The following is a 24,179-nucleotide window of genomic DNA, read 5'->3' on the forward strand; positions in this document are numbered from 1 at the left end:
TATTATGTCAACAATTATTGATGTTTATGCTCGCGAAGTCCTTGACTCTCGTGGTAACCCAACTGTAGAAGTAGAAGTTTACACAGAAAGCGGCGCTTTCGGACGCGCTATCGTACCAAGTGGTGCATCTACTGGTGAGCACGAAGCAGTAGAATTACGTGACGGTGACAAATCTCGTTACCTTGGTAAAGGTGTTGTTAACGCAGTAAACAACGTTAACGAAATTATCGCTCCAGAAATCGCTGGTTTCGATGTAACTGACCAAGCTGGTATCGACCGTGCTATGATCGAATTAGACGGCACTCCAAACAAAGGTAAACTAGGCGCTAACGCTATCCTTGGTGTATCTATGGCAGTAGCTCACGCAGCAGCTGACTTCGTAGGTCTTCCATTATACCGTTACCTTGGTGGATTCAATGCAAAACAATTACCAACTCCAATGATGAACATCATCAACGGTGGTTCTCACGCTGATAACAACGTTGACTTCCAAGAGTTCATGATCTTACCAGTTGGTGCTCCAACATTCAAAGAATCAATCCGTATGGGTGCTGAAGTATTCCATGCACTTAAAGCTGTATTACATGACAAAGGTCTTAACACTGCAGTAGGTGACGAAGGTGGATTCGCTCCAAACCTTGGTTCTAACCGTGAAGCTTTAGAAGTAATCATCGAAGCTATCGAAAAAGCTGGTTACAAAGCTGGCGAGAACGTATTCTTAGGAATGGACGTTGCTTCTTCTGAGTTCTACAACAAAGAAACTGGTAAATATGACCTTGCAGGCGAAGGCCGTACTGGCTTAACTTCTGCAGAAATGGTTGATTTCTACGAAGAGCTTTGCAAAGACTTCCCAATCATCTCTATCGAAGATGGTTTAGACGAAAACGACTGGGATGGTCACAAATTATTAACTGAGCGTATCGGTGATAAAGTACAATTAGTTGGTGACGATTTATTCGTAACTAACACTCAAAAACTTGCTGAAGGTATCGAAAAAGGTATCTCTAACTCAATCTTAATTAAAGTTAACCAAATCGGTACTTTAACTGAGACTTTCGAAGCTATCGAAATGGCTAAACGTGCTGGTTACACAGCAGTTGTATCTCACCGTTCTGGTGAAACTGAAGATGCTACAATTGCTGACATCGCAGTTGCAACTAACGCTGGCCAAATCAAAACTGGTTCTATGAGCCGTACTGACCGTATTGCTAAGTACAACCAATTATTACGCATCGAAGACGAACTAGGCGAAATCGCTGTTTACGATGGTATCAAATCTTTCTATAACATCAAACGATAATTGTAGAAAATAACGACAGACCGTGAGAAATCACGGTCTGTTTTTTTATGCTAAAATTGTTCGCCCGTCATAAGTGACATGAAATGTTTGAAGAAGCGGTTATAATCAAAATCAATTGCGATTTGATGACTCGGCCAATCAATAAATGGCTTAGATTCTCCTAAAGAGCGAAATTCTCCAATGCTTGCCCCCTGCGCATAAGATTCTGTCATGACAACGATAGGTGATTTGTGATAGGTAAACATAGAGTTATCAAGTAAAGCGAGTATTGGCATTGTGTCATGGAAGGGGCTACCCTTTAAATGTGGTAGGGCGTCTTTATAATATCCGTAGTAATAATGATCGAATAAAGGTTTGACAAGTGGGGCTTTTCCTTTTGTTTCAATATACTCCGCCATCTCGGGTGTAATGACGGAATATTGGGTGACGTTTAATGGGTATATGTACATGTTAGCTGTAGATTGGAGGACTATATTAGCAGCAGTAGGATCGCCATAAAAGTTTGCTTCGGAAATAGGGGTAACATTACCAGGGTGTAAAAAGGCACCGCCCATTACGTAGTAAGATTTAACTTGCTTCATTAACTGTTTACATACGATGAATAAAATTGCTAGGGAGGTAAGTCTTCCTAAACTTACAATGATTAATTCATCTTTATACTGCTCAATAAGAGGAATAACTTCAAAAAAATTCTCCATTTCTCCGTTAGTCACATTTACCTTTGGAATAATTGGCCCGAGCCCCTGTTTCCCATGTACATCCGTAAAAAACGCAGGTGGGGCACCAGTAAGAGGACGTTCTGAACCACCGAATATCTTGATATTTCTATTCTTTGTTTCGTTATTAAAAAAATGAGCATTTTGTACGGCCATTTTTTTCGGGACATTGCCGTAATCAGCAACAATACCGATAATTTCTATTTCATCAATAAAGAAAGCTAAGAGGAGAGCCATCGTATCATCAATCCCAGGATCACAAAAAATGAGAACTTTTTTTGGCATATGTTCACCACCTATCTTGTTTATCCCTTACAAACCCGCTTGATGAGGGCTAACAATCAGTATGGATGTGGGAATCCTCATGGATTAAAGTTTCACTTTATATATATGTAAGCTTAAGGATAAAAAGATTATTTTATTGAAATAATAGTCTTATAAATTCAGAAAATAAAAACTTTTTATATTAGGTCAAGGTTTTTGACGTAATTTTCGTTTGGAAATGCAGTCATATCAAGGTTGTAAGCGTATAACACAGGCTGTTTTTGCTGTCAAGTTGATAAATTGCAGCTTTTTACAATTTATACTATGATAAAGATATTAACAGAAGATCGTATAAACATGAGGGATGATGAACATGAAATTTACAAAGATTCTTGTCCAAATTGCTGCTCTTTACGTGTTTTATATGGTTGGAACTTGGGTGCAAGAAATGCTAAATATTCCAATTCCAGGAAGTTTGATTGGGATGTTCCTCTTACTTGTTTTACTTAGCCTAAAAGTTCTTCCAGTGAAATGGTTCGATTTAGGAGCAGAAACACTCGTTGCTATTATGCCGTTTTTATTAATTCCGCCAACGCTTGGCTTAATGAATTACGGTGCTTTTTTTATGAGTAAAGGAATTTCTCTTTTCATTACAGTTGTAGCGAGTACATTTTTAATTATTATTGTCGCAGGACATACAGGACAATATCTTGCGAATAGGAAGGAAAGAAAGTCGCGATGAGCCAAATATTAATCGGAATCGGTTGGGTTCTTTTTACGGTGCTATTATATCAATTATCTAAAAAAATCTATAAATTATTTCCAACACCATTCACCATTCCAATGCTTGTAGCAACAGGATTAATGGCTTTCCTATTTATCGTGCTTGATATACCATATCAACATTATATGGAAAGTGGTGGTGGCTGGATTGCAAAGCTACTTGGACCTGGTGTTGTAGCATTTGCAATTCCTCTTTATAAACAACGTCATGTTCTGCAAAAATATGTTGTACCGATTGCTGGTGGGGTATTAGTAGGTACAACAGTTGCAATCGCTAGTGATTTTGCCATTGCTTCACTTATGGGAACAGATAAAAGCTTAATCTTATCGTCTTTACCAAAATCGGTGACAATGCCAGTTGCGATGAGCGTTTCTGAACAAGTTGGTGGTGTACCTTCCTTAACAGCAGCTTTCGTTGTTATCGCAGGTATTACTGGAACAATTACAGGACCTCTCTTATTAAAATGGAGCCGTGTTACAAACTCAGTTGGTAAAGGTATCGGATTTGGATGTGCTTCTCATATTATGGGCGTTATGAGAGCGATGAAAAATAACGAACATGAAGGTGTTATTGGATCGGTAACAATGACATTAACAGCAATTTTGACATGTTTACTTGGACCGTTATTTGCAATGATGTTTATGTAATAGAAGAAAAGCGAGGGCAACTCTATAGCTCTCGCTTTTCTATAGGATTTATGCTACAGTTACAATAACTGAATCTTTGTAGGAGGTACGCCAAGTGCATACGTTATTATCCGTTTTACTTATTACTGTATCGATTTTAATGATTGTTATGGTACTTATGCAGTCTAGTAATAGCTCAGGCCTTTCAGGTGCAATTTCAGGCGGTGCAGAGCAATTATTTGGTAAGCAAAAAGCACGTGGAATTGAAGCGGTATTAAACCGTATTACAATTGTTTTAGCTGTATTGTTCTTTGTATTAACAATTGCTGTTACGTACTTAAACTTATAGAATTGAAAGAAGAAGCGTTAGTAAGATGTACTAATGGTTCTTCTTTTTTTGTTTTGCCATTTGAAAGATGTTTCTAATTAGATTATAGAAATGTAAATATGGTACACTAGATATAGAAAGAATACGACTAGATTACAGAAGAGAAAGAGGAGAAGTACATGATGAAATTAGCATCTCCGAAACCATTTACATTTGAGGGTGGAGACCGCGCTGTTTTATTACTACATGGATTCACAGGGAACTCAGCTGATGTACGTATGTTAGGGCGTTTCTTAGAAAAGAAAGGCTATACTTGTCATGCGCCAATTTATAAAGGGCACGGTGTACCACCAGAAGAGCTTGTTCATACAGGCCCTACAGATTGGTGGCAAGATGTAACGGAGGCATATCAGCTTTTAAAAGATAAAGGTTTTGAGAAAATTGCTGTTGTTGGATTGTCACTTGGCGGCGTATTTTCTTTAAAATTAGGTTATACAGTACCGGTTTTAGGTGTAGTACCAATGTGTGCACCGATGTATATTAAGAGCGAAGAAACGATGTACCAAGGTATATTGGCATATGCCCGCGAATATAAAAAACGTGAGCAAAAATCACCAGAACAAATTGAACAAGAAATGCTGGAATTCCAAAAGACACCGATGAATACATTAAAAGCATTACAACAATTAATTGCTGACGTACGTAACAATGTGGATATGATTTATGCACCAACATTTGTTGTACAAGCACGTCATGACGAAATGATTAATACAGATAGTGCTAACATTATTTATAACGGTGTAGAATCTACGTTAAAAGACATTAAATGGTATGAAGACTCTACGCATGTCATTACACTTGATAAACAACGTGATGAGCTACATGAGGATGTATATAACTTCTTGGAGCAACTAGATTGGTAAGATCTAGTTGCCTCTTTTTTTCATAAGGAATTTTTTGTGAAAACTGTAAAAATCATAAGGGGAGTATTGAAGTTTCGCTTTATACATCCCCTATCTTTCGGATACACTAAATAATATAAGGTTTTAAAGGAGGTATTTTTGCTTGGAAGAAATCACACAAGAACATATTGATAAGTTGTTATTATTTATGAGAGAAGAAGCGTATAAACCGCTAACGATACAAGAGTTAGAAGAGGCATTTGGAATTGAAGGTTCTGAGGGCTTTAAAGATTTTGTAAAAGCACTTGTAATGATGGAAGAGAAGGGACTTGTTATTCGTACACGTAGTAATCGATACGGTCTTCCTGAAAAGATGAATTTAGTACGAGGTAAGTTAATTGGACATGCACGTGGCTTTGCTTTCGTTGTGCCAGAAGAGAAGAAAACTGGAGACGATGATCTTTTCATCCCTCCTACAGAATTAAACGGTGCACTTCATGGCGATACAGTATTAGCACGCCTTAGTTCTCAATCGAGCGGTTCACGTCAAGAAGGTTCAATTGTACGCATTTTAGAGCGTGGAACGAAAGAACTTGTTGGTACATATACAGAATCGAAAAACTTTGGATTTGTTATACCTGACAATAAGCGCTGGACGAGTGATATCTTTATCTTGAAAAGTGCATCAATGGGTGCTGTAGAAGGTCATAAAGTAGTTGTGAAAATTACGAGCTATCCAGAAAACCGTTTAAGCGCAGAAGGTGAAGTTATTCAAATTCTAGGTCATAAAAATGATCCAGGAGTAGATATTTTATCTGTCATTCATAAACATCATTTACCTTTAGCATTCCCTGAAGAAGTGATGGAGCATGCAAACAGTGTACCAGAAACGATTTCAGAAGAAGATTTAAAGGATCGTCGTGATTTACGTGATCAAATGATCGTAACGATTGATGGTGCAGACGCGAAAGACTTAGATGATGCTGTTACAGTAACGAAGCTTGAGAACGGTAACTACAAGCTTGGCGTTCACATTGCGGATGTAAGTCATTACGTTCAAGAAGGTTCTCCAATTGATGTAGAAGCAGCGGAAAGAGCGACGAGTGTGTATCTTGTTGACCGTGTAATTCCGATGATTCCACATCGTCTATCTAACGGTATTTGCTCATTAAATCCGAAAGTAGACCGTCTGACATTATCTTGTGAAATGGAAATCAACAACTTAGGTGATGTTGTTAAACACGAGATTTTCCAAAGTGTGATTAAAACGACAGAGCGTATGACGTATGCTGACGTAAGAAGCATTTTAGAAGATGAGGACGAAGAGTTAATTAAGCGTTATGAGCCATTAGTACCGATGTTTAAAGAGATGGGTCAATTGGCACAAATTCTACGTGAAAAACGTATGCGCCGTGGTGCAATTGACTTTGACTTTAAAGAAGCGAAAGTATTAGTAGATGAAGAAGGAAAACCGACTGATGTTGTTATGCGCGATCGTTCTGTATCAGAGAAGTTAATTGAAGAATTTATGCTTGTTGCGAATGAAACAGTAGCAGAGCACTTCCACTGGATGAACGTACCGTTTATGTACCGTGTCCATGAAGATCCGAAAGAAGATAAGCTTGAGCGTTTCTTCGAGTTTGTAACGAACTTCGGATATGCGGTAAAAGGACGTGCGAATGAAGTACACCCTCGTGCGCTGCAACAAATTCTTGAAATGGTTCAAGGACAGCCTGAAGAAGTAGTTATTTCAACGGTTATGCTTCGTTCTATGAAGCAAGCTCGTTACGATGCGGATAGTTTAGGGCATTTCGGTTTATCAACTGAGTTCTACACACATTTCACATCACCAATTCGTCGTTACCCAGATACAATCGTTCATAGATTAATTCGTGAATACATTATTAATGGTAAAGTCGACAATGAAACGCAAGCAAAATGGCGTGAAAAATTACCTGAGATTGCAGAGCACTCTTCTAATATGGAACGCCGTGCTGTTGAAGCAGAGCGTGAAACAGATGAGATGAAAAAAGCAGAGTATATGGTTGATAAGATCGGTGAAGAGTATGACGGTATGATTAGCTCTGTAACAAACTTCGGTTTATTCGTAGAGCTTCCAAATACAATTGAAGGTCTTGTACACGTTAGTTATTTAACGGATGATTACTACCGTTATGACGAGCAACATTTCGCTATGATTGGAGAACGTACAGGAAACGTATTCCGCATCGGTGATGAAATTACAATTCGCGTTATTAACGTAAACAAAGACGAGCGTGCAATCGACTTTGAAATCGTTGGCATGAAAGGTACACCTCGTCGTAAGTTCAAAGATCGTCCAGTCGTTATCGAGCAGCCAAGAACAGGCAGAAAGAAACGCGGTGGACGTAGCGAGCGCAGTAATGAGCGCGGCGGTGAACGTGGCACAGGTAGAAAGTTTGACCGTGGTGGCAAAGGTAAAAGCACAGGAAGAGGATCCGCATCAGCAACAGCGTCCACGTCTGCTAGTCAGCCAGGGAAAAAAGATGGTAATGGCAAGAAGAAAAAAGGATTCTTCGAAAACGTACCAGGATTCAAGAAGAAAAAGAAAAAGCGTAAGTAAGAAAAGGATGGCTTCGCTTTGATGAAAAGCGAGGCTTTTTCTTTTTTTATTAGTGGCTTGAGAGCGAGCCACTTTCGCTTTCTAATGGAATCCAGCTACAGTGGCTAGAATGTTCGGCGGCTTCACTTCTTCCCGAGAGGCAAAGAGCGCCTCAAGGTCAGAAGCTCCATCCACCTCACATTCTGAGCGAGCCACTTTCGCTTTTAATGGAATCCAGCTACAGTGGCTAGAATGTTCGGCGGCTTCACTTCTTCCCGAGAGGCAAAGAGCGCCTCAAGGTCAGAAGCTCCATCCACCTCACATTCTGAGCGAGCCACTTTCGCTTTTTATTAACATTTGTTACAATAGTAAAAATAGAGGAGGGACGTTATATGCCAAAGGGTACAGGTAAGGTTATTGCACAAAATAAAAAAGCATTTCATGATTATTTCATCGAAGAAACATACGAGGCAGGGCTTGTCCTTCAAGGAACGGAAATTAAGTCGATTCGCGCTGGTCGCGTGAACTTGAAAGATGCATTTGCACGTATACATAATGGTGAAGTATGGGTTCATAATATGCACATTAATACATACGAACAAGGGAATCGTTTCAACCATGATCCACTTCGTACGAGAAAATTACTTCTTCATAAAAAAGAAATTGATAAGCTAGCGGGCGCTGCAAAAGAAACAGGTTACGCATTAGTTCCACTTAGAATCTATTTGAAAAATGGATTTGCAAAAATGGCACTTGGTTTAGCAAAAGGTAAGAAACAATATGATAAACGTCACGATTTAAAAGAGAAAGAAGCGAAACGTGAAATTGCACGCGTGTTCCGTGATCGCCAAAAGATGTAATACAGATATTTACATTTGTAAAACGGCGCGCGTATGATATAATAACTTATGTAAGGTTGTTGCACATTGAAAAACAGCTCTTAGTAGCTATCACGATATTTTCTTCGTATGCTCCATTTTTATCATGGGGACGTTACGGATTCGACAGGGATAGTTCGAGCTTAGGTTGCGAGTCGAGGGGATCGGCCTCGTTAAAACGTCAAAGCCTATAATTGGCAAACAAAACAATCTTTCTTTAGCTGCTTAATTGCACTAAAGGTTCCTCCCTCCATCGTCCATGTGGTAGGGTAAGGGACTCAAACTAAGTGGACTACGCCGGAGTTCGCCGTCTGAGGACAAAGGAAGAGAACAACCAGACTAGCAACTTGGAAGCCTGTCGATAGGCCGAAGAGTTCGCGAAATGCTAATATATCGACTACACTCGTAGAAGCTTAAGTGCCGATATTTTTGGACGTGGGTTCGACTCCCACCGTCTCCACCAATACATATTTGGTGGTTTTTTTATTTTGTATGTGATATGAACCATAAGTTTGCCGGAACGGCAAGCTTATGGTTCTTTTTGTTTGCGGCAAACTTATGCTTCCAATTTTTATGTTATAATTAACTTTAATTTGTAAATTTTTAATTCATATAAATTATTGTAATTTTACGTTTAAGTAGAGGAGAAGTGACATGGGTGTAGCTGAAAATTTTAAGGCATTTGCTAATAATTTGAGAACAACTAATCATGCTATTGTTTCTGAAAGATGTAAACGTGTTACTAAAAGAATTAATTTAGATTTTAGGGGTTTAGATAGTTCCACATCAAATTCTAGATATGTAGGTTCTTATGGAAGGGGAACAGATATCAACGGTTTTAGTGATGTAGATATATTAATGGTTTTACCATATGATATGTATGTAAAATATAATGGTTATATAGGTAATGGCCAATCGGCTTTATTACAAGCGGTACGTAATTCTATAAAATCAACCTATCCTAATACAGAAATTGGTGGGGATGGTCAAGTTGTAGTAGTAAATTTTAGCGATGGTGTTAAATTTGAGATTGTACCCGCCTTTTTAAATGAAGGAGGAAAAAGTTATACATATGCTAATTCTAACAGTGGAGGAAGTTGGAAAGTTTGTAAGCCTATACTTGAAATAGAGGCTATAAATGAACAAAATACAATGTATAACAAGAAAGTTAAGCACCTTGTACGTATGGTGAAGGCTTGGAAAAATAAAAATAATGTATCGATTAGTGGATTGTTAATAGAGACATTAGTAATGAATTTTATGAAAGATTGGGAGCACAATGATAAATCATATATTTACTATGATTGGATGGCTAGAGACTTTTTTAAATATCTTTCTGAATGCAATCCTGAACAAGGGTACTGGTTGGCTTGGGGAAGCAAACAATATGTTTGGCGAAAGGGTAATTTTGAGTATAAAGCAAAACAAGCATATAAAACTACTTTGGAAGCAATTGAATATGATAAAAAAGGTTATACATATTCAGCAAAAGAGAAGTGGCAAGAAGTATTCGGGAAATCATATGTAGGTTAGTGGGGAAAAAGATGGATAAAGAAACGTTATTACATAATATAGCTCGAACTGCTTATAATATAGGGTTTGGGGGAAAGAAACATTTTGTAACGTACGATATATATCGTGTTTTTCCACGACTAATTAGTATCCTAGTTACTATTATAGGTGTGTATCAACTATCTATTTGGTATAAATCAGTTGATAATGAAGGAGTAAAAGATTTTATATCAATTTCGTTAATTGGTGTAGGTATTATAGGATTAGTTCTTGATTTGTTAGGAGATAACAAACAGGAATATAATATTGTAGGCAAAAAAATGTTACGTTATTTTAATGAACTAAGTGACATGTATTTCGAAATAAAAAATCAGCAAGGGCCCATAAATAATTGGGAGTCGTATGAACGGAGAAGAAGGGAAATAATTGACGATGTTGATGAATGTTCTCTATCTAATCAGGCGATTTTTACACATTGGTGGACTCATATTGCTTTTTTTAAGACTATGCAATCAAACTGGGTTATTAAAGAATTGAAGTTAGGATTTAAAGATAGATATCCCATTTTCCATATTGAAACTTTAATCTTTTTAATAATTATTGTTTTATTAATTGTATTTATAAAATAGGAAGTACATGGAGTTGTTAAGATTAATAAGGGGCGACTGAGATACATGTCACTTCGAGCATAGCCTATATTCTCCAGTATATAAGTTTAGCAATAATAATTAGATCAATTACTTATAAATAATGTATATATGAACTGATTTTATATTTATTGAATATCAGTACGTTTATTTTAATTTTTCTGATTATTATATTGTATTTATTTGCTAATGTGATACAATATATAGGTATTGTTTTCATAAAATACCTATATATTGTTTTTATTTTAAGGGAGAGTGTTAAATGGATTACTTTTACAAACAGAAATTGAGAAATATTGAACCGAAAAGAGTTAAATTGGAAGAATTAAGGGATCTTACTAGGCAATTTGATTTAGATATGGAAATTAAAGATGTTTTTTCTTTAGATAGGTTTGGGGTTTTATCAGATGAAATTCAAGTAGATGGAAGTTCAACGCTATTGGAAGCTTTTAACTACGTTGATAATGAAAAAATGGATTTAGTAGATTCTTTGAAGGATATAGAGTTTTGTGGCTTTGATGACAAAAATAATATTATTTTAAAATTTAAAACTATAGATGATTTACAAGTATGTGGAGTTTATAATTTTACATACGAATTTTTAGATGATTTATTTTCCTTAGGCGGATTTTATAGCTTTTCCGAAGAAAAACATACATTTGATATATTATCAAATGCTATCACCGAACTTTTCAAGAAATTCCCAGAAGAAAAAAGGCAATATCGATTTTTAAAATACAATAACGACTGGGTACTAAGAGGAGTAACTTCAACTTTATATAGAAATTATGATAATCATTTAGTACTGTATTTAAGCTTGTTGGCTCTTCATAGTTATGCAAAAAAGACAGGAAATCGATTTGTTGTATCTGGCGGACAAGTAAGTGATTCTGATATTTCAATCTTCTTTGAAGATCAATCACCTGTTCATGTTGAAGGAGTTGGTGATGTTTATTTTGGTGTGTTTGTATCAAATGGTGAAATTAGACAAAAGAGATTTACTTTTGAAGTGACATATAGAATTGATAATGGTGAAACTTCCTTTGGAGCAATGCCTGAATTAGAAGAACCATTAGTTAAAGTGACTCATAAACTAAAAGTAGAATCCGTAAAGAGAAAAATTGATAATATTTTTGAATTGGATCAATATAAAAAAGAGATGCTAACTTATATTGAAAACTTGAGAGATATACAAAAGTTGTCTCCTGATGCAATTCACTATTTGTTTAATAAAATTATCAGATCTAAACAAAAATTTAGTGATGGTACTAAAAATAGAGTAAAAGAACTCAAAAATGACAAGGATATCATTAACAATACCCTTACATTAATTGAATTCTTAGGGAGAATTAATGAAATAACTACAGATATTAATGAAAGAATTCATTTACAAAGGATTTATGATAATGTAATAAGAATTATTACAAAGGCTGATTGATTCAGCCTTTTTTTATTTTGAATAATTTTAGTTGGATTGAAAATAAAGATTGATAACTTTTTAAAAATTTTGATGAAAATATCTATTTTGTAGCATAAATCTTATTCTGTTAACCGATTAAGCATTAAAGAAGCAATTTAAATAAATTTCATAAACAAGAAAACCGCAGTAAGTTAATATACAGTGATATTATTAAATATAATTGAAGGTTTTAAAATTTTGTCGAAATGACCAAAGTTAATCTAGATAGTCTTATTTAAAATTGTTGTAATAGTAGATAATAAAGTATTTTTGGGGGAGAAATGTATGGAGTTGGTTTATGCAGGGATAGAAAAATTTAGGAACTATAAAGAAGTTGAACTAAATTTTAGTGAAAAATTCATTATAAAATTTGATAATTATAATAAAAGCATTAAAATAACACCAAACAAATCCTATATGGCAATTTATCCGGATTATATAACAAATATTAATGCTATAGTGGGTAAAAATGGTGTGGGTAAAACAAATTTATTAGACGTATTAGGACTAAGAACTAGTGATAGAAATAAAAATAATGATGAATTTGAAGTAAGATACAAAAAGAATAAAGGTCCCTTTCTATTACCAGATGATATTGAAGCTGAAATTAAACATTCAATTTACTTCTTCATCTACTATATGGGGAAGGATGATAATGATCAAGATTTATTTTGCTTTGAAGGTAATGATATTGAGAGCTTTCAAAGCATAATAAAATTTGAATCTGGGACTGGATTAGATATTAAATATTGGATGAGTAAATATTGGTTTGCGTTCATATGTAATTATCGAGAGGAAATGTTAATACATAAATATGATTTAAATGTTACGTTGGGAGAATACAGAACAGAATTACGCAAAGATGGTATGGAGTATTATAGAAATAATAAAAGAGAACAGGATAAACTTGTGATAATATCACTTCGTGAAAATCTAAGTGATAAATATTATCATTATAATTCTACTCAGCCAACAGATGATCACAAAATTTCTGTACCAAGAAGGAATGCATACTTTCAATCAAAATTATTAGCTATGAAAGTTCAAATGCTATATAAACAATTGCAAAAACCTAAAAGGCTTATGTTTCAAAATGACACATATACTCTAAAAATCAGTTATAACAGTTATTTTTTAACTAACGGTATTGATGATGAAAACAAATTAGTAATGCAGTTTTCATATAAGGAACTTAATGGAAGAGAAAAGGAAGTATGTAAAGTACTCGAATCCTTTGTACAATACTTTTTTATGTCTATAAACAATATTGAAAACAATGAGTTAAGGAGAAACAAAGAAAAACAATTGTTTGGAATTAATGTAAAAAGAAAGTCTTTGGAAGGATATAAGGATTATTATTTTAATATTATAGAAAGACTAGCTGATATTTACATTAAAGATAAGGAAGGCACTCAACATGTTTTAAAATGTTATACGGATTTAGCTGACGAATTATCCATGAACAAAAGTTTTAAATTTCATAAGAATTATATAAGTATAGATATTACAAAACAAGTAAGTATGAAAGAACTTTTACAAGTAGTTGACGTAACTGTTGATGAAAAACCAAAGAGTGAATTTAATGAAATGTTTAATGTGTTTGGCGGTTTCTTTGATTATTCAATTGAAAATCTAAGTGACGGTGAAACTGCATATTTAGGATTCTTTGCTTCACTATATGAACAGGTTTCGCTACTTACACCTGCTAAAGAAAAATATATAATTTTATTAGATGAACCAGAGTCGAGAATGCATCCTGAACTAACAAGAAATTTTATAGATGAGATGGTACTCTTTTTAAGGGATTTAAGTGAAAATAAAAAGAAATTTCAAGTTGTTATTTCAACACATTCTCCATTTATATTATCGGACATTCAATCTAACAATATTATCTATTTAGAAAAAGATAGTACTGGTTATTGTAATCCTGTAAAAAGTAGGCTTAATACTTTCGGGGCCAATATCCACACCCTTTTAAAAGATGGATTTTTTATGTCTTCTACAATGGGAGAGTTTGCGACTAATAAAATAAAAGAGGTTATTTCATCAATTAATGATAGAAATATTGAAGATGTGACTGAAGAACAAAAAAACGAGTGGTTATATATTATCAATTCTATCGGTGAACCATTGATTCAAAAAAGAATCATGAAAATGTTTAATGACAAATTTATATTAAACTATACTGATTTATATAATGAAAACTTAAAACTGAAAGGAAAGTTAAAAAAATATGAGGAACCTAGAAAGATTTCAGCTACAATTGAAGTTTTAATGAAACAAATAGAAAAACTCCAAATACATGTAAATGAATTAGAGGAAAAGCAAAATGATAAAAATTGAAATAGATGACCATATTAAGGAATTAATTGAAAAGGGGCATTTTCAAGATATAAAAAATAGAGTTAAATCGAGTATTGAAGAGGTACATGCAATATCAGATTATAAAAACTTACATGACTATTTCTTTGATGAATTCGGAAACATCGATGAAAAGAAACTTGAAAAATTAATAATCGGGAATAAAAGCAATTTAATTGAAATTATTAAAAATATTGGTGAAATCCCATTGAAAAAGAATAATACATTTGAAAAATTATATACAAATTTCACCAATAGAGCCTGGTCAAAATCACTACTGGAAAAGTTAAATATTAGAGTTTGTCCATATTGTAACAGGCAGTATACATTTACTTTAGCAAAGGCAGGAATTCGACCTCAATTCGACCATTTTTTTCCGAAGAGCCTGTTTCCTTACCTCTCGGTTTCTTTGTATAATTTAATACCTAGTTGCAGTATTTGTAATTCTAAAAAGCATGCTTTAGATACTTACCAGAATGATTTGTATTATCCTTATGAGGATGAATTTGGTAGTGATGTTGTTTTTCAAACGAGTCCTATTAATAACGATTTTTTATATTGGGCAGGAACAAGTAACAGTTTTGATATAAAGGTGATATGTAAAGATGAAAAACAAAATAGTAAGGTTGAAAATCTAAATCAGTATATGAAAATTGAGTCATTATACAAAGAGCATAAAGATTATGTTAGGGATATTATTCGAAATGCAGTTATTTATAATGATAGTAGAATTGATGAATTGTTAGATTTGTTTCCGGATTTATTTCAGTCAAAAAATGAAGTAATTAATTCAATATTTATGAGTAATATTGATAAGGGAAGTTGGGATAAGCGCCCTTTATCCAAGTTAACACATGACATATATGAAGAGTTTAAAATATTTTCGAGTAAATAATAGCACTATATGGATGAAAAGTTTATCTGTTGCAGTTACAGTGGGAATATTATGTATGGCTACTAATACATTTTTGTTTTAATGTAGTCAAAAGTTGTTAAGAAATATGTTAGTTCAATAAAAATATAATAGCCTGTCTAATACATTTTTGTTTTAATGTAGTCAAAAGTTGTTAAGAAATATGTTAGTTCAATAAAAATATAATAGCCTGTCTACAGTATACGTATAGACAGGCTATTATATTTTTACAACGGGATTATGATTGTTTGAGCTTTTAAAATTAAAAAACTTTATCGTTATTGTACATTTTAAGGTTACATTTTGTTGGGGAATTACTCAAAATAAAAAAAGCCGAATTATCTTCGCCTTTTATGGTCAATTACGTAGAAGCTAAAGTGCCCTTCAGGGTGGTCTTATGACATGGAACTTCATTCCTCAACACCATCACTGGACTTATTCTTTAGCTTCCTGATCAGTTGTCCTGTATCGTTTGGTAGTACCCTTTACAAAAGGTCGGTAAGACTTTAAGCAATTCTGCTAATCATTTTGTAAACTGGACTTACTCCACCATTCATAGGATTTGTTATTAGGACTTTATTATACTATATGTAGCGAAAATAAACAATTCTTATAATATTGATAAATTTGGAAGACCATAAATACGATGATGAATCTTAGGGCGAAGTATATTATATAACTCCACATAAGCAATAGAAGCACTTCTATTTGTACTTTTTTGGTAATACATATACTTATAATATTCTAAGAAGAAATTAGCTAAAAAATCGGCGGCTTGCATTAAACCGTGGTTTTTTTCTGAATTATAATTGACTACGAAATTATGCCAATAAAAATCATTGTTCCATTTAGGGAAATTATATCTTAGAGTCAGGTATTCATGTAAGCGTAATTCAGATTCGTGTGGTCTGGCAGGATCACCATCTATATTAACAACGACAGTCTTTCTTTTCTGCTCTGTATAAGGTTCGGCAATTCTACTAATAATTTTACTTAAAAAATAATTTTCACTTTGTTCCTTCTTACGAGATGAAGCCTCTTTAACAAATTCAGAATGAGCCTTAGTAGCCATAGTTTTATCAGCTACTAAGTAGCAAATTCGTAAATCATCCCAGTCAGCTAAACATTGAAAAACTTTACTTTTTTGTTCGAAGGTAGCGTTTTTCCCCTTTAATTCTCCTTCTTTTGAATTATCATCAAAGCTTTTCATAATATTATCTAGCCGATTTTTCAAATGGTTAGGCGCTCCTTTTATAGAAAAACCTGCCCATACATATAAGTTTCCATTATTACTATCTATATTTCCCGAATCATCTAAATATATATGCAAAGATATTTCCCCTCTCTATTTATCCATAATATAAGTAAACTCGCATTATATAAGGGAAGTCAACCCTTAATTTTGCCGTAAATAATGCTCTCGTCGTACTTATTTTTGAAAAGGCTTTTTATTTATATTTGGAAAAATAGAATGTTTATGTATAAAAACTAGTGTCCATATTTATAATAGGATATTAAAAAAAGTGCGGTGTGAAAAGTGTTTTATGCATATTCAAAAAGGAATCCATTATATGAGGTCAAACCTATGGGGGGAGGGAGTCCTTATATGGAATGTTTAACAAGTTACTTAATTAGGCTGTCAGAAGTACATAAAGTTTATCCGTCAGCGTTGCTTGCTTATATCGTTGCACCAAAACTTGATAAAGAATTTCTTATTAATAGCGTTAAAAGAGGTGGCAATAGATTTTACGATGGTGCCCGAACAATTAATACTTTTGAACAAAATGCTGTAGATATGGTAACTGTTTTAGAAAATCTAACAGGAGTACAGCATTTGAATCGATTGACATTAATGGGATTGAAGGAAGTAATTCCATCACGATATTTATTAAAGAAACAACTTTCCTGGTGCCCAGCATGTTATGAAGAGCAAATGAATAATGAAGAAAGTTATTATAATCCATTATTGTGGCACCTGGAGGTAGTTAAGGTATGCCTTAAGCATAAATGTAGATTAGAAGTACATTGTCCTTCTTGCAATAAAAATCTTCCTATTTTACACAGGAAAAGTCAAAACGGATACTGTGTATATTGCAATACATGGCTAGGTATAGAAAAAGGTAACAATCAAGATTTACATAATCTAGAGCTTAATTACAAAATAACTTTAATAGCGGAAAAATTTATAAATCATAAAGAAGAGATATCGGTTTCAGGAAATAGACAACAAATCATTAAAAATTTAAATTATCTTGTTGAAACCTATGAACAGGGGAATCTACAAAGGTTTGCGAAAAACTTAAACTTAGCAAAAACAACTCTTTGGGATTGGTGTAAAGGAAAGGTTTTACCACCCCTTCCTAGGATTTTTGAAATATGTAGCTTATTTGATATTTCACCGGTTGATTTTTATACCCAAGATATTAGTACAAATAAAAATCTAATTACCTTGAATGTAGAGACTCTTTTAAGGAATCGGGGTACAAGAGAAATTAGATTTGATTGCACTAAGGCATTGTCCATACTTAGAGAATATGCCAGCAATTCAGAACGAATTATATCTATGAATGAATTAGCTAAGTTGATAGGCTATCCAAAACGAACACTTTATGAACATTTTCCAGACTTATGCAAGATTGTTTCTGCAAAGAATAAAGAATTTACTAAAAGACGAACTCAACAGGCCTATGAAGATAATTGTTTAATAATTGATAACTGTGTTGAAATTCTAGGGAAGCACGGCGTATATCCGAGTAGAAGAAAGATAGAAGAAATTGCCCATAAGCCGGGGTTACTTAAAGATAAGAAGTTAAGAGAGTATTTAAATAGATTGGTGCAAAATGAATTTTCTAATGAAAGGAGGTAAGTCATGTTCAGTGAACAGGAGTTTCAAAGCTGGTGTATTTTATTAGATTTTACCAAAGAGACAGTTAGTACAATTCAAAAAATCCGGACATCACCGCCTTCTCGTAGTGTTAGGAGTTCAAAGAAAAACTTATCTGGGAAATACCCAAGTAAGAAAATGGGGACGTCTATTCAATACGAGAGTTATACAGTTGAACTAGTTGCTATGTACCTAATGGAATATGATGATGATGTACTCGAATATTATGATCAGCCTATTACCTTAAAGTTAGATTATTCTCGTGAAAATGGTAAGAGAATCTCTTTTTATTACACCCCAGATTTTTTAGTATTAAGAAAAGATGGTGCACAGATTGAGGAATGGAAAACAGAAGAACAACTGGTTAAGCTCTCAGAAAAAGATCCAATAAGATATTTTAAAGATGAAGAGGGGAATTGGAGATGTCCACCTGCAGAAATTGCAGCCAGTCAATTAGGCTTGGACTTTGTTGTTCGATCATCAGCTGAAATAGATATAAAGGTGCATAGAAATCTTATATTTCTAGAGGCATATCTCAAGAATGGACACTATACAGTATCAGAGGACAAGAAAAAAGAAATTATTAATATTCTTTCTTCGAATTTAGGGATGAAATTATCCGAACTGCTCGCTTCTTTAAAAACAACAAATGCTGATGATGTATATACATTGATTGTGAAGAATGAAATATATGTGGACCTGGTGAAATATATAATTGCCAATTCTAATGATGTACCAATTTTTTTGAGTGAACAGCATAATAAGGCGTTTGAAAGTATTAATTCAACAAAAACTGAAAATATTCATCCTGTAACAGCTGTAACAATAGATGTTAATGCGACAGTTATGTGGGACGGGATTGTTTGGAGGATTGTAAATGTAGGCTTTCAATCAATTTCGCTTTATTCGGATGAAAATGGATTATTAGAATTACCTAAAATACATTTTATAGAGTTGCTGAATAACGGTAGGATAGATCTCAAAAATGAAAAAGAGGAGAGTAGAAAATATGCGCCCTTTATAGAAAATATATTAGAAATGGGGCCAGAAGAGTTGGCAAAGGCTAATAGAAAGATAAATGTAGTTAAGCGAAAATTAAATAATGAAAAAATACCTAGTAGTGAAGTTTCTGAAAGAACTTTGAGACAGTGGGTAAAAGACTACAAAGAGGCTCAACAGATATATGGAAATGGATATATAGGTTTATTAACTAAAAATCAAAGCAAGGGTAATCGAGAGAAAAAGCTTCCAGCTGAAACAATATCTTTAATAGAAGAAGTAATTGAAAGGGAATACGAAAATCTTAAACAGAAGAATAAAACGATTGTATATGGACAGCTAGTCATTCTATGTGAAGATAAAAATATTCCTGTCCCAAGCTTTAAAACGTTTTGTAAGGCTATTAAGCATAGAAATCGGTATGAACAAGTCAAGAAAAGACAAGGAGAACGGTCAGCTTATAAGCATGAGCCTTTTTATTGGAATTTAGAAAAAAGCGTTCCAAAACACGGGGATAGACCTTTTGAGATTACACATATAGATCATACACAGTTAGATATTCAGGTTGTATGTTCTAGAACGAGTAAAGTATTAGGAAGACCGTGGTTAACTTTATTAGTGGATGCTTACTCTAGGATGGTCCTTTCCCATTATATTACCTTCGAGTCACCTAGTTACAGATCAGTGATGGTAGCAATGAGAGAATGCGTGCGTAAATATCATCGACTTCCACAATCTATTGTAGTGGACGGAGGAAAAGAATTTCACAGCATTTATTTCGAAACATTTACAGCTATGTATGAAATTAACAAAAAGGTAAGACCACCAGCAAAAGCTAGATTTGGAAGTGTAATTGAAAGATTGTTTGGCACCTCGAATTCTAATTTTCTTCATAATCTAAGGGGGAATACTCAAATTATGAAGAATGTTCGACAAGTTACCAAGGCTGTAAATCCTGTAAATCAAGCGATATGGACTTTGGAAAATTTGGAAGATGTATTTGGAAAATGGCTAGTGGAGGTATACAGCAATAATGTACATCCATCATTGGAAGGGCTTACGCCTAATGAAGCACTTAATGAAGGCATATATAGAACAGGAGAGCGGAAACTTGATTTCATCTCGTATGATGAAAATTTTATCGTTACTACTTTGCCGTCTACAAGGAATGGGGTAGCTAAAGTGAATTTACGTACAGGTATTAAAGTGAATTATATAAATTATTGGAGCCCTGCTTTAAATAATTCTAAACTTGAGGCGAAAAGTGTACCTGTGAGATATGATCCATTTAATATCGGAATTGCTTACGCGTATGTAAACAAAAAATGGATAACGTGTACCTCAGAATATTATCATGAATTAAAAGGGAAAACGGAACGAGAGTTAAAATTGGCTATGGAGGAGATTAAGAAAAGAAAACAAAATCATGTCAAAGGGTATAGCGTCACGGCTAAGAAAATTGCTGAATTTATTAATAATATTGAGGGAAAAGAGAAATTAATGGCAGAAAATATGAAGAGGCAATTGTCTTCTAAAGGGGATCAAAACGAATTTGAAGAAAAATATCCTTCTGCTATTTCATCAAAAGCTAAAGATTTATTGGAAAATATGGAATTCCAAGAGTTTAATATCTATAAGAAGGGGGGCTGAAATTAAGATGAATAAATATAAAGAGAATGAGAATATACCTTCATTTGTTGAACAAGATAAGAAATTAAAGCAATTTGAAAGTTTTGTGGTAGGACATACTATAATTGAACAAGTCAAAGAACAACTCATATCTTGTATCCTTAATCCGGCAGGAACCTTTATCTTTTTAGTTCTTGGACCAAGTGGGGTAGGAAAAACAACTTTAGCTCAAGTGTTAGAAGAATATTTCATTGAACAAATGAAGGAAGAATTAGTAAGGGATCGAGGGAGAATTCCTATAGTAAGAACTGAAGTTGTAGGATTTGATTCTGGAAAATTTACTTGGAAAGATTATTATTATCGAACTTTAGGGGCATTACAGGAACCGCTTATAAATCATAAGGTTATTATAGAAAACCAAACGGATAATGTGCAAAATTCTAAAATTAACTATCATAGCAGATCTACATGGTATGCGTTAAGAAGCTCTCTTGAGAACGCATTTAAGTTTCGAAGACCTGTAGCTTGTATATTGGATGAAGCGCAACATTTGCTAAAAGTATCAGGATCTAAAAGTTTACAAAATCAGCTAGATACTATTAAGTCTTTAGCCAATCAAACAAAAGTACCTCACATATTAGTTGGTACATATGAATTAAAAGAATTTTTCAATTTAAGTGCTCAGCTTAGTCGTAGGACAATTAGTATACACTTCCCAAGATATAAAGCCAGTAACGTAGATGAATACCGTACATTTTTATCAGTGATTCATATGTTGCAAAAAAACATGCCTCTAGAAGAAGAACCAAATTTATTACAGCATGCAGATTTTATTTATGAGCGTACATTGGGCTGTATAGGTATATTAAAAGATTGGTTAACTCGTTGTCTCGGAGATGCTCTTCATAATCAAAAAAGCACTATTACAAAAGAAATGCTATATAAATATGCTATGCCAATCCAGGCTTTAGAAATGTTGTATGGGGAAATTGAACAAGGTGAAGCTTTATTTGATAAAAATGAACAACATAGGATGAATTTCTTATATAAAATAGGATTAAAAGAGAGAGAGGAAAAGCAAGTGGAAAAAACAGTTGCAACTAGAGGGCGTAAGGTAGGGATACGTAATCCAAAAAGAGATCCTGTAGGTAAACAAGATTATATGGAAGGCTGAAAATATGGATATATCAAAAAAGCCAACAGTTAGTTATTTCTATCCTATAAAACCTATAAATATTGGTACTCCAATGGTTGAATGTTTAAATAGTTATCTTAAAAGACTTGCTGATGCACATAAAGTTAAATTAAGAACCCTTGTTTCTCATATTATTTTTTTGCATCCAGAGAAGCGTCCCTTACTTTCTAAAGAACCTCAACTAGGAAGTTTTACCAATCAGGCTTCTTATTATAGTATGGCAAAAAGTACATCGATAATTGCTGAATCCTTAGAACTGCTAACGTTACAAAAAGGTTTTAAGTACATGACGATGTTAACTTGGAAGGATGTCGTATATTCTCAGGAGTTATATAATTTTGATAAGAAGTGGTGTCCCCACTGTCTTGATGAATGGAAGAAGGTTGATGAAGAAATATATGAGCCATTTATTTGGTATTTTGATTGTGTCACTGTATGTTTGAAGCATAAAAGGAAATTAGAAGCTTTGTGTCCTAATCCAAAATGTAGGAGAGAACAAGCAGCTATTAGACAGTCTCGGGGGCATTGTTATGCATGTGGTAATTGGTTAGGACAAAGAGAATATGATTTTTCGGAAAAGCAATATGAGATAACTCAAAGAGATGAATGGATTAATAAAAGTATAGGAGAATTGTTACAAGTAGCTCCATACATTGTTCCTCCGACAATAGAAGAGCTTGCTTTAATGCTTGAACAGTATGTAACAGTTCTTTTTCAAAGTGACCATCGTCAGTTTTGTAAAGCGTTAGGAATACATCCTATGACTCTAAAAGCAATTATGCTTAGAAAAAAACGGATATCACTACAAGCACTTTTATCATTAAGCCTATATACTAAAATTCCATTGTTAAAGTTACTGAACCTGTCATATAAAAGTTCTAATGACTAAAATAGTAAGATTAAATACCTCATGCTGATAATAGGTATTTTTATTTGTCTTGCTGTAACATTCACGGCAAGTTTATGGGTTAATAATTAATTCACGGCAAAGTTATGCTTCTTTTTTCCTCGAAGAATCAATTAAATCTCTTCAAAAAACATGTGGTTTCCGGCAAAGTTATGCTTCCTTTAGTGGCAAATTTATGGGTAAAGTCACATTGTATGATATGAACCATAACTTTGCCAGATTGGCGAGGTTATGGTTTTTTTGTTTGTGGTTTTATAGAATGCTGAAGTTGATGGGACGGTATCCTTGAAACAGAGAATAAAAAAATGGTTATTGATGATAAGTAGGGAGGTACTATAGCTGCTAGTAAACGCCCAACTGGTGAGTTTGTATTAAAATTTTAATTTATTACAATCTTCATATGTTTTGTGTTTTTAACCATACCTATTGTAAGATTATATAGAGTTCTCCTAATAAGCTGTTTTAATGGATTATTTAGGAATCTTAAATTTATAAATCTTAAATTGTTTTTTCGGGATAATTTTTTTATCTAAATAAGTTATATTGAAGTAGAGGTGAACCATCGGTGAGGCAGGTGTTAGTAATTAAGAATGAACGGTCTTCAGCAAAGAAAATTGTAAGCGGTCTAACGCAAGAAGGCTATTTCATTTTAAAACTTCACAATGAAAACCAAGGTTTAAATATAATATATGAACAAGATTGGGATATTATCATATTGGATTGGGACTCATTAAGTATATCGGGACCAGAAATTTGCAGACAAATACGACTTGTTAAAACGACACCGATCATTATTGTGACCGACAATATTTCTAGTAAGGATTGCATAGCAGGGCTACAAGCAGGAGCAGATGATTATATAAGAAAACCATTTGTGAAAGAAGAATTAGTAGCAAGGGTTCAAGCAATTTTAAGGAGAAGTGACTGTATTCAGCAAAATGAGACAAACTTTTATCAGTTTAAAGATCTCTTTGTTGATGCATCTAGTAATATTGTGAAAAAAGGTGGCGAAAATCTCTCGCTTACTAAGCGCGAGTACGATTTACTTGTATTTTTAATCAAGAATAAAAATACAATATTGAGCCGTGAAATGCTTTTGAATCAGGTTTGGGGATATAACGTAGTAGTAAATCCAAATGTAGTAGATTTATATATTGGGTATGTAAGAAAAAAGTTAAAGTGCGAGAAGAAAGAAAGATATATTCAAACGATACATGGCAGAGGTTATTCAATGATTGAATGATAAAATAAGGTAATAGAAAAAAGAGTAAAACTGTGAAGTGACCCCTAAAAG

General features: G+C 33.7%; 19 protein-coding genes and 1 other RNA gene. 18 read left to right on the top strand and 2 right to left on the bottom strand.

Annotated elements, in window-relative coordinates; all coding sequences use genetic code 11:
• Nucleotides 1–4 precede the first annotated feature (4 nt).
• The gene (gene eno / locus DN403_RS05375) at nucleotides 5–1,300 is read left to right on the top strand and encodes a phosphopyruvate hydratase (RefSeq protein WP_000103951.1); all 1,296 of its coding nucleotides are present in this window, start codon (nucleotides 5–7) and stop codon (nucleotides 1,298–1,300) included.
• Nucleotides 1,301–1,350: 50 nt separating this feature from the next.
• Here eno and DN403_RS05380 read toward each other — a convergent pair whose 3' ends face one another.
• Nucleotides 1,351–2,301: a nucleoside hydrolase gene (locus DN403_RS05380; RefSeq protein WP_001125040.1), complete on the bottom strand. Its 951-nt coding sequence runs from the start codon at nucleotides 2,299–2,301 to the stop codon at nucleotides 1,351–1,353.
• Nucleotides 2,302–2,653: 352 nt separating this feature from the next.
• Between DN403_RS05380 and DN403_RS05385 the strand changes: the two genes are divergently transcribed.
• The 12 genes from DN403_RS05385 to DN403_RS05440 all read left to right on the top strand — a co-directional run bounded on the left by DN403_RS05385 (nucleotide 2,654) and on the right by DN403_RS05440 (nucleotide 15,253).
• Complete coding sequence (locus DN403_RS05385; RefSeq protein WP_000673223.1) at nucleotides 2,654–3,022, top strand: CidA/LrgA family holin-like protein; 369 nt, start codon at nucleotides 2,654–2,656, stop codon at nucleotides 3,020–3,022.
• Nucleotides 3,019–3,711 (top strand): LrgB family protein, encoded by a 693-nt coding sequence (locus tag DN403_RS05390; protein WP_000078304.1) that lies wholly within the window; start codon nucleotides 3,019–3,021, stop codon nucleotides 3,709–3,711. Before DN403_RS05385 ends, DN403_RS05390 begins: the two co-directional genes overlap by 4 nt.
• 94 nt (nucleotides 3,712–3,805) lie before the next feature.
• Nucleotides 3,806–4,039 (top strand): preprotein translocase subunit SecG, encoded by a 234-nt coding sequence (secG, locus tag DN403_RS05395; RefSeq protein WP_000557266.1) that lies wholly within the window; start codon nucleotides 3,806–3,808, stop codon nucleotides 4,037–4,039.
• A 161-nt stretch (nucleotides 4,040–4,200) separates the two neighbouring features.
• Nucleotides 4,201–4,941 (top strand): carboxylesterase, encoded by a 741-nt coding sequence (gene estA / locus DN403_RS05400; RefSeq protein WP_000761986.1) that lies wholly within the window; start codon nucleotides 4,201–4,203, stop codon nucleotides 4,939–4,941.
• Between the two features lie 142 nt (nucleotides 4,942–5,083).
• Nucleotides 5,084–7,522 carry a ribonuclease R gene (gene rnr / locus DN403_RS05405; RefSeq protein WP_000391343.1) on the top strand — a complete coding sequence of 813 codons (2,439 nt, stop codon included), beginning with the start codon at nucleotides 5,084–5,086 and terminating at the stop codon, nucleotides 7,520–7,522.
• A gap of 371 nt (nucleotides 7,523–7,893) precedes the next feature.
• Entirely contained in the window at nucleotides 7,894–8,361 is a 468-nt protein-coding gene (gene smpB / locus DN403_RS05410; protein WP_001123917.1) for an SsrA-binding protein, read from the top strand.
• A 126-nt stretch (nucleotides 8,362–8,487) separates the two neighbouring features.
• Nucleotides 8,488–8,842, top strand: a transfer-messenger RNA (tmRNA) gene (gene ssrA, locus DN403_RS05415).
• Nucleotides 8,843–9,033: 191 nt separating this feature from the next.
• Nucleotides 9,034–9,912, top strand: a complete 879-nt coding sequence (locus DN403_RS05420) for a nucleotidyltransferase (RefSeq protein WP_149185330.1) — start codon at nucleotides 9,034–9,036, stop codon at nucleotides 9,910–9,912.
• A gap of 11 nt (nucleotides 9,913–9,923) precedes the next feature.
• On the top strand, nucleotides 9,924–10,520 hold the full coding sequence (locus DN403_RS05425; protein ID WP_149185331.1) for an SLATT domain-containing protein: 597 nt from the start codon (nucleotides 9,924–9,926) through the stop codon (nucleotides 10,518–10,520).
• Nucleotides 10,521–10,800: 280 nt separating this feature from the next.
• Complete coding sequence (locus DN403_RS05430) at nucleotides 10,801–11,976, top strand: hypothetical protein (protein ID WP_149185332.1); 1,176 nt, start codon at nucleotides 10,801–10,803, stop codon at nucleotides 11,974–11,976.
• A gap of 306 nt (nucleotides 11,977–12,282) precedes the next feature.
• Nucleotides 12,283–14,340: an AAA family ATPase gene (locus DN403_RS05435; protein ID WP_149185333.1), complete on the top strand. Its 2,058-nt coding sequence runs from the start codon at nucleotides 12,283–12,285 to the stop codon at nucleotides 14,338–14,340.
• Nucleotides 14,327–15,253: an HNH endonuclease gene (locus DN403_RS05440; protein ID WP_149185334.1), complete on the top strand. Its 927-nt coding sequence runs from the start codon at nucleotides 14,327–14,329 to the stop codon at nucleotides 15,251–15,253. Before DN403_RS05435 ends, DN403_RS05440 begins: the two co-directional genes overlap by 14 nt.
• 628 nt (nucleotides 15,254–15,881) lie before the next feature.
• On the opposite strand, the gene DN403_RS05445 is transcribed toward DN403_RS05440, so the two are convergent.
• A complete protein-coding gene (locus DN403_RS05445) occupies nucleotides 15,882–16,601 on the bottom strand; it encodes a DUF3800 domain-containing protein (protein WP_179958924.1) in 720 nt (239 codons plus the stop codon).
• A 276-nt stretch (nucleotides 16,602–16,877) separates the two neighbouring features.
• Between DN403_RS05445 and DN403_RS05450 the strand changes: the two genes are divergently transcribed.
• The 5 genes from DN403_RS05450 (at nucleotide 16,878) to DN403_RS05470 (ending at nucleotide 24,128) form a co-directional block, all read left to right on the top strand.
• Nucleotides 16,878–18,137, top strand: a complete 1,260-nt coding sequence (locus tag DN403_RS05450; RefSeq protein WP_255451788.1) for a TniQ family protein — start codon at nucleotides 16,878–16,880, stop codon at nucleotides 18,135–18,137.
• Nucleotides 18,138–18,140: 3 nt separating this feature from the next.
• Complete coding sequence (locus tag DN403_RS05455; RefSeq protein WP_149185337.1) at nucleotides 18,141–20,804, top strand: TnsA endonuclease N-terminal domain-containing protein; 2,664 nt, start codon at nucleotides 18,141–18,143, stop codon at nucleotides 20,802–20,804.
• 7 nt (nucleotides 20,805–20,811) lie between these two features.
• Nucleotides 20,812–21,957, top strand: a complete 1,146-nt coding sequence (locus DN403_RS05460) for an AAA family ATPase (RefSeq protein ID WP_149185338.1) — start codon at nucleotides 20,812–20,814, stop codon at nucleotides 21,955–21,957.
• Between the two features lie 4 nt (nucleotides 21,958–21,961).
• Entirely contained in the window at nucleotides 21,962–22,867 is a 906-nt protein-coding gene (locus DN403_RS05465) for a TniQ family protein (protein ID WP_149185339.1), read from the top strand.
• A 583-nt stretch (nucleotides 22,868–23,450) separates the two neighbouring features.
• Complete coding sequence (locus DN403_RS05470; protein ID WP_061884744.1) at nucleotides 23,451–24,128, top strand: response regulator transcription factor; 678 nt, start codon at nucleotides 23,451–23,453, stop codon at nucleotides 24,126–24,128.
• Nucleotides 24,129–24,179 lie beyond the last annotated feature (51 nt).

Origin of the sequence: Bacillus sp. AY2-1, from assembly GCF_008368965.1 — a bacterium.
GTDB classification, from domain to species: domain Bacteria; phylum Bacillota; class Bacilli; order Bacillales; family Bacillaceae_G; genus Bacillus_A; species Bacillus_A thuringiensis_S.

What these genes read in the sequence shown, in the direction of transcription:
- DN403_RS05460 (WP_149185338.1), top strand. Translation starts at nt 20,812, where the DNA reads ATGAATAAATATAAAGAGAATGAGAATATACCTTCATTTGTTGAACAA.
- estA (WP_000761986.1), top strand. Translation starts at nt 4,201, where the DNA reads ATGAAATTAGCATCTCCGAAACCATTTACATTTGAGGGTGGAGACCGC.
- smpB (WP_001123917.1), top strand. Translation starts at nt 7,894, where the DNA reads ATGCCAAAGGGTACAGGTAAGGTTATTGCACAAAATAAAAAAGCATTT.
- DN403_RS05425 (WP_149185331.1), top strand. Translation starts at nt 9,924, where the DNA reads ATGGATAAAGAAACGTTATTACATAATATAGCTCGAACTGCTTATAAT.
- DN403_RS05420 (WP_149185330.1), top strand. Translation starts at nt 9,034, where the DNA reads ATGGGTGTAGCTGAAAATTTTAAGGCATTTGCTAATAATTTGAGAACA.
- DN403_RS05385 (WP_000673223.1), top strand. Translation starts at nt 2,654, where the DNA reads ATGAAATTTACAAAGATTCTTGTCCAAATTGCTGCTCTTTACGTGTTT.
- DN403_RS05455 (WP_149185337.1), top strand. Translation starts at nt 18,141, where the DNA reads ATGTTCAGTGAACAGGAGTTTCAAAGCTGGTGTATTTTATTAGATTTT.
- DN403_RS05440 (WP_149185334.1), top strand. Translation starts at nt 14,327, where the DNA reads ATGATAAAAATTGAAATAGATGACCATATTAAGGAATTAATTGAAAAG.
- DN403_RS05435 (WP_149185333.1), top strand. Translation starts at nt 12,283, where the DNA reads ATGGAGTTGGTTTATGCAGGGATAGAAAAATTTAGGAACTATAAAGAA.
- DN403_RS05430 (WP_149185332.1), top strand. Translation starts at nt 10,801, where the DNA reads ATGGATTACTTTTACAAACAGAAATTGAGAAATATTGAACCGAAAAGA.
- DN403_RS05380 (WP_001125040.1), bottom strand. Translation starts at nt 2,301, where the DNA reads ATGCCAAAAAAAGTTCTCATTTTTTGTGATCCTGGGATTGATGATACG.
- DN403_RS05465 (WP_149185339.1), top strand. Translation starts at nt 21,962, where the DNA reads ATGGATATATCAAAAAAGCCAACAGTTAGTTATTTCTATCCTATAAAA.
- DN403_RS05450 (WP_255451788.1), top strand. Translation starts at nt 16,878, where the DNA reads ATGGAATGTTTAACAAGTTACTTAATTAGGCTGTCAGAAGTACATAAA.
- DN403_RS05390 (WP_000078304.1), top strand. Translation starts at nt 3,019, where the DNA reads ATGAGCCAAATATTAATCGGAATCGGTTGGGTTCTTTTTACGGTGCTA.
- eno (WP_000103951.1), top strand. Translation starts at nt 5, where the DNA reads ATGTCAACAATTATTGATGTTTATGCTCGCGAAGTCCTTGACTCTCGT.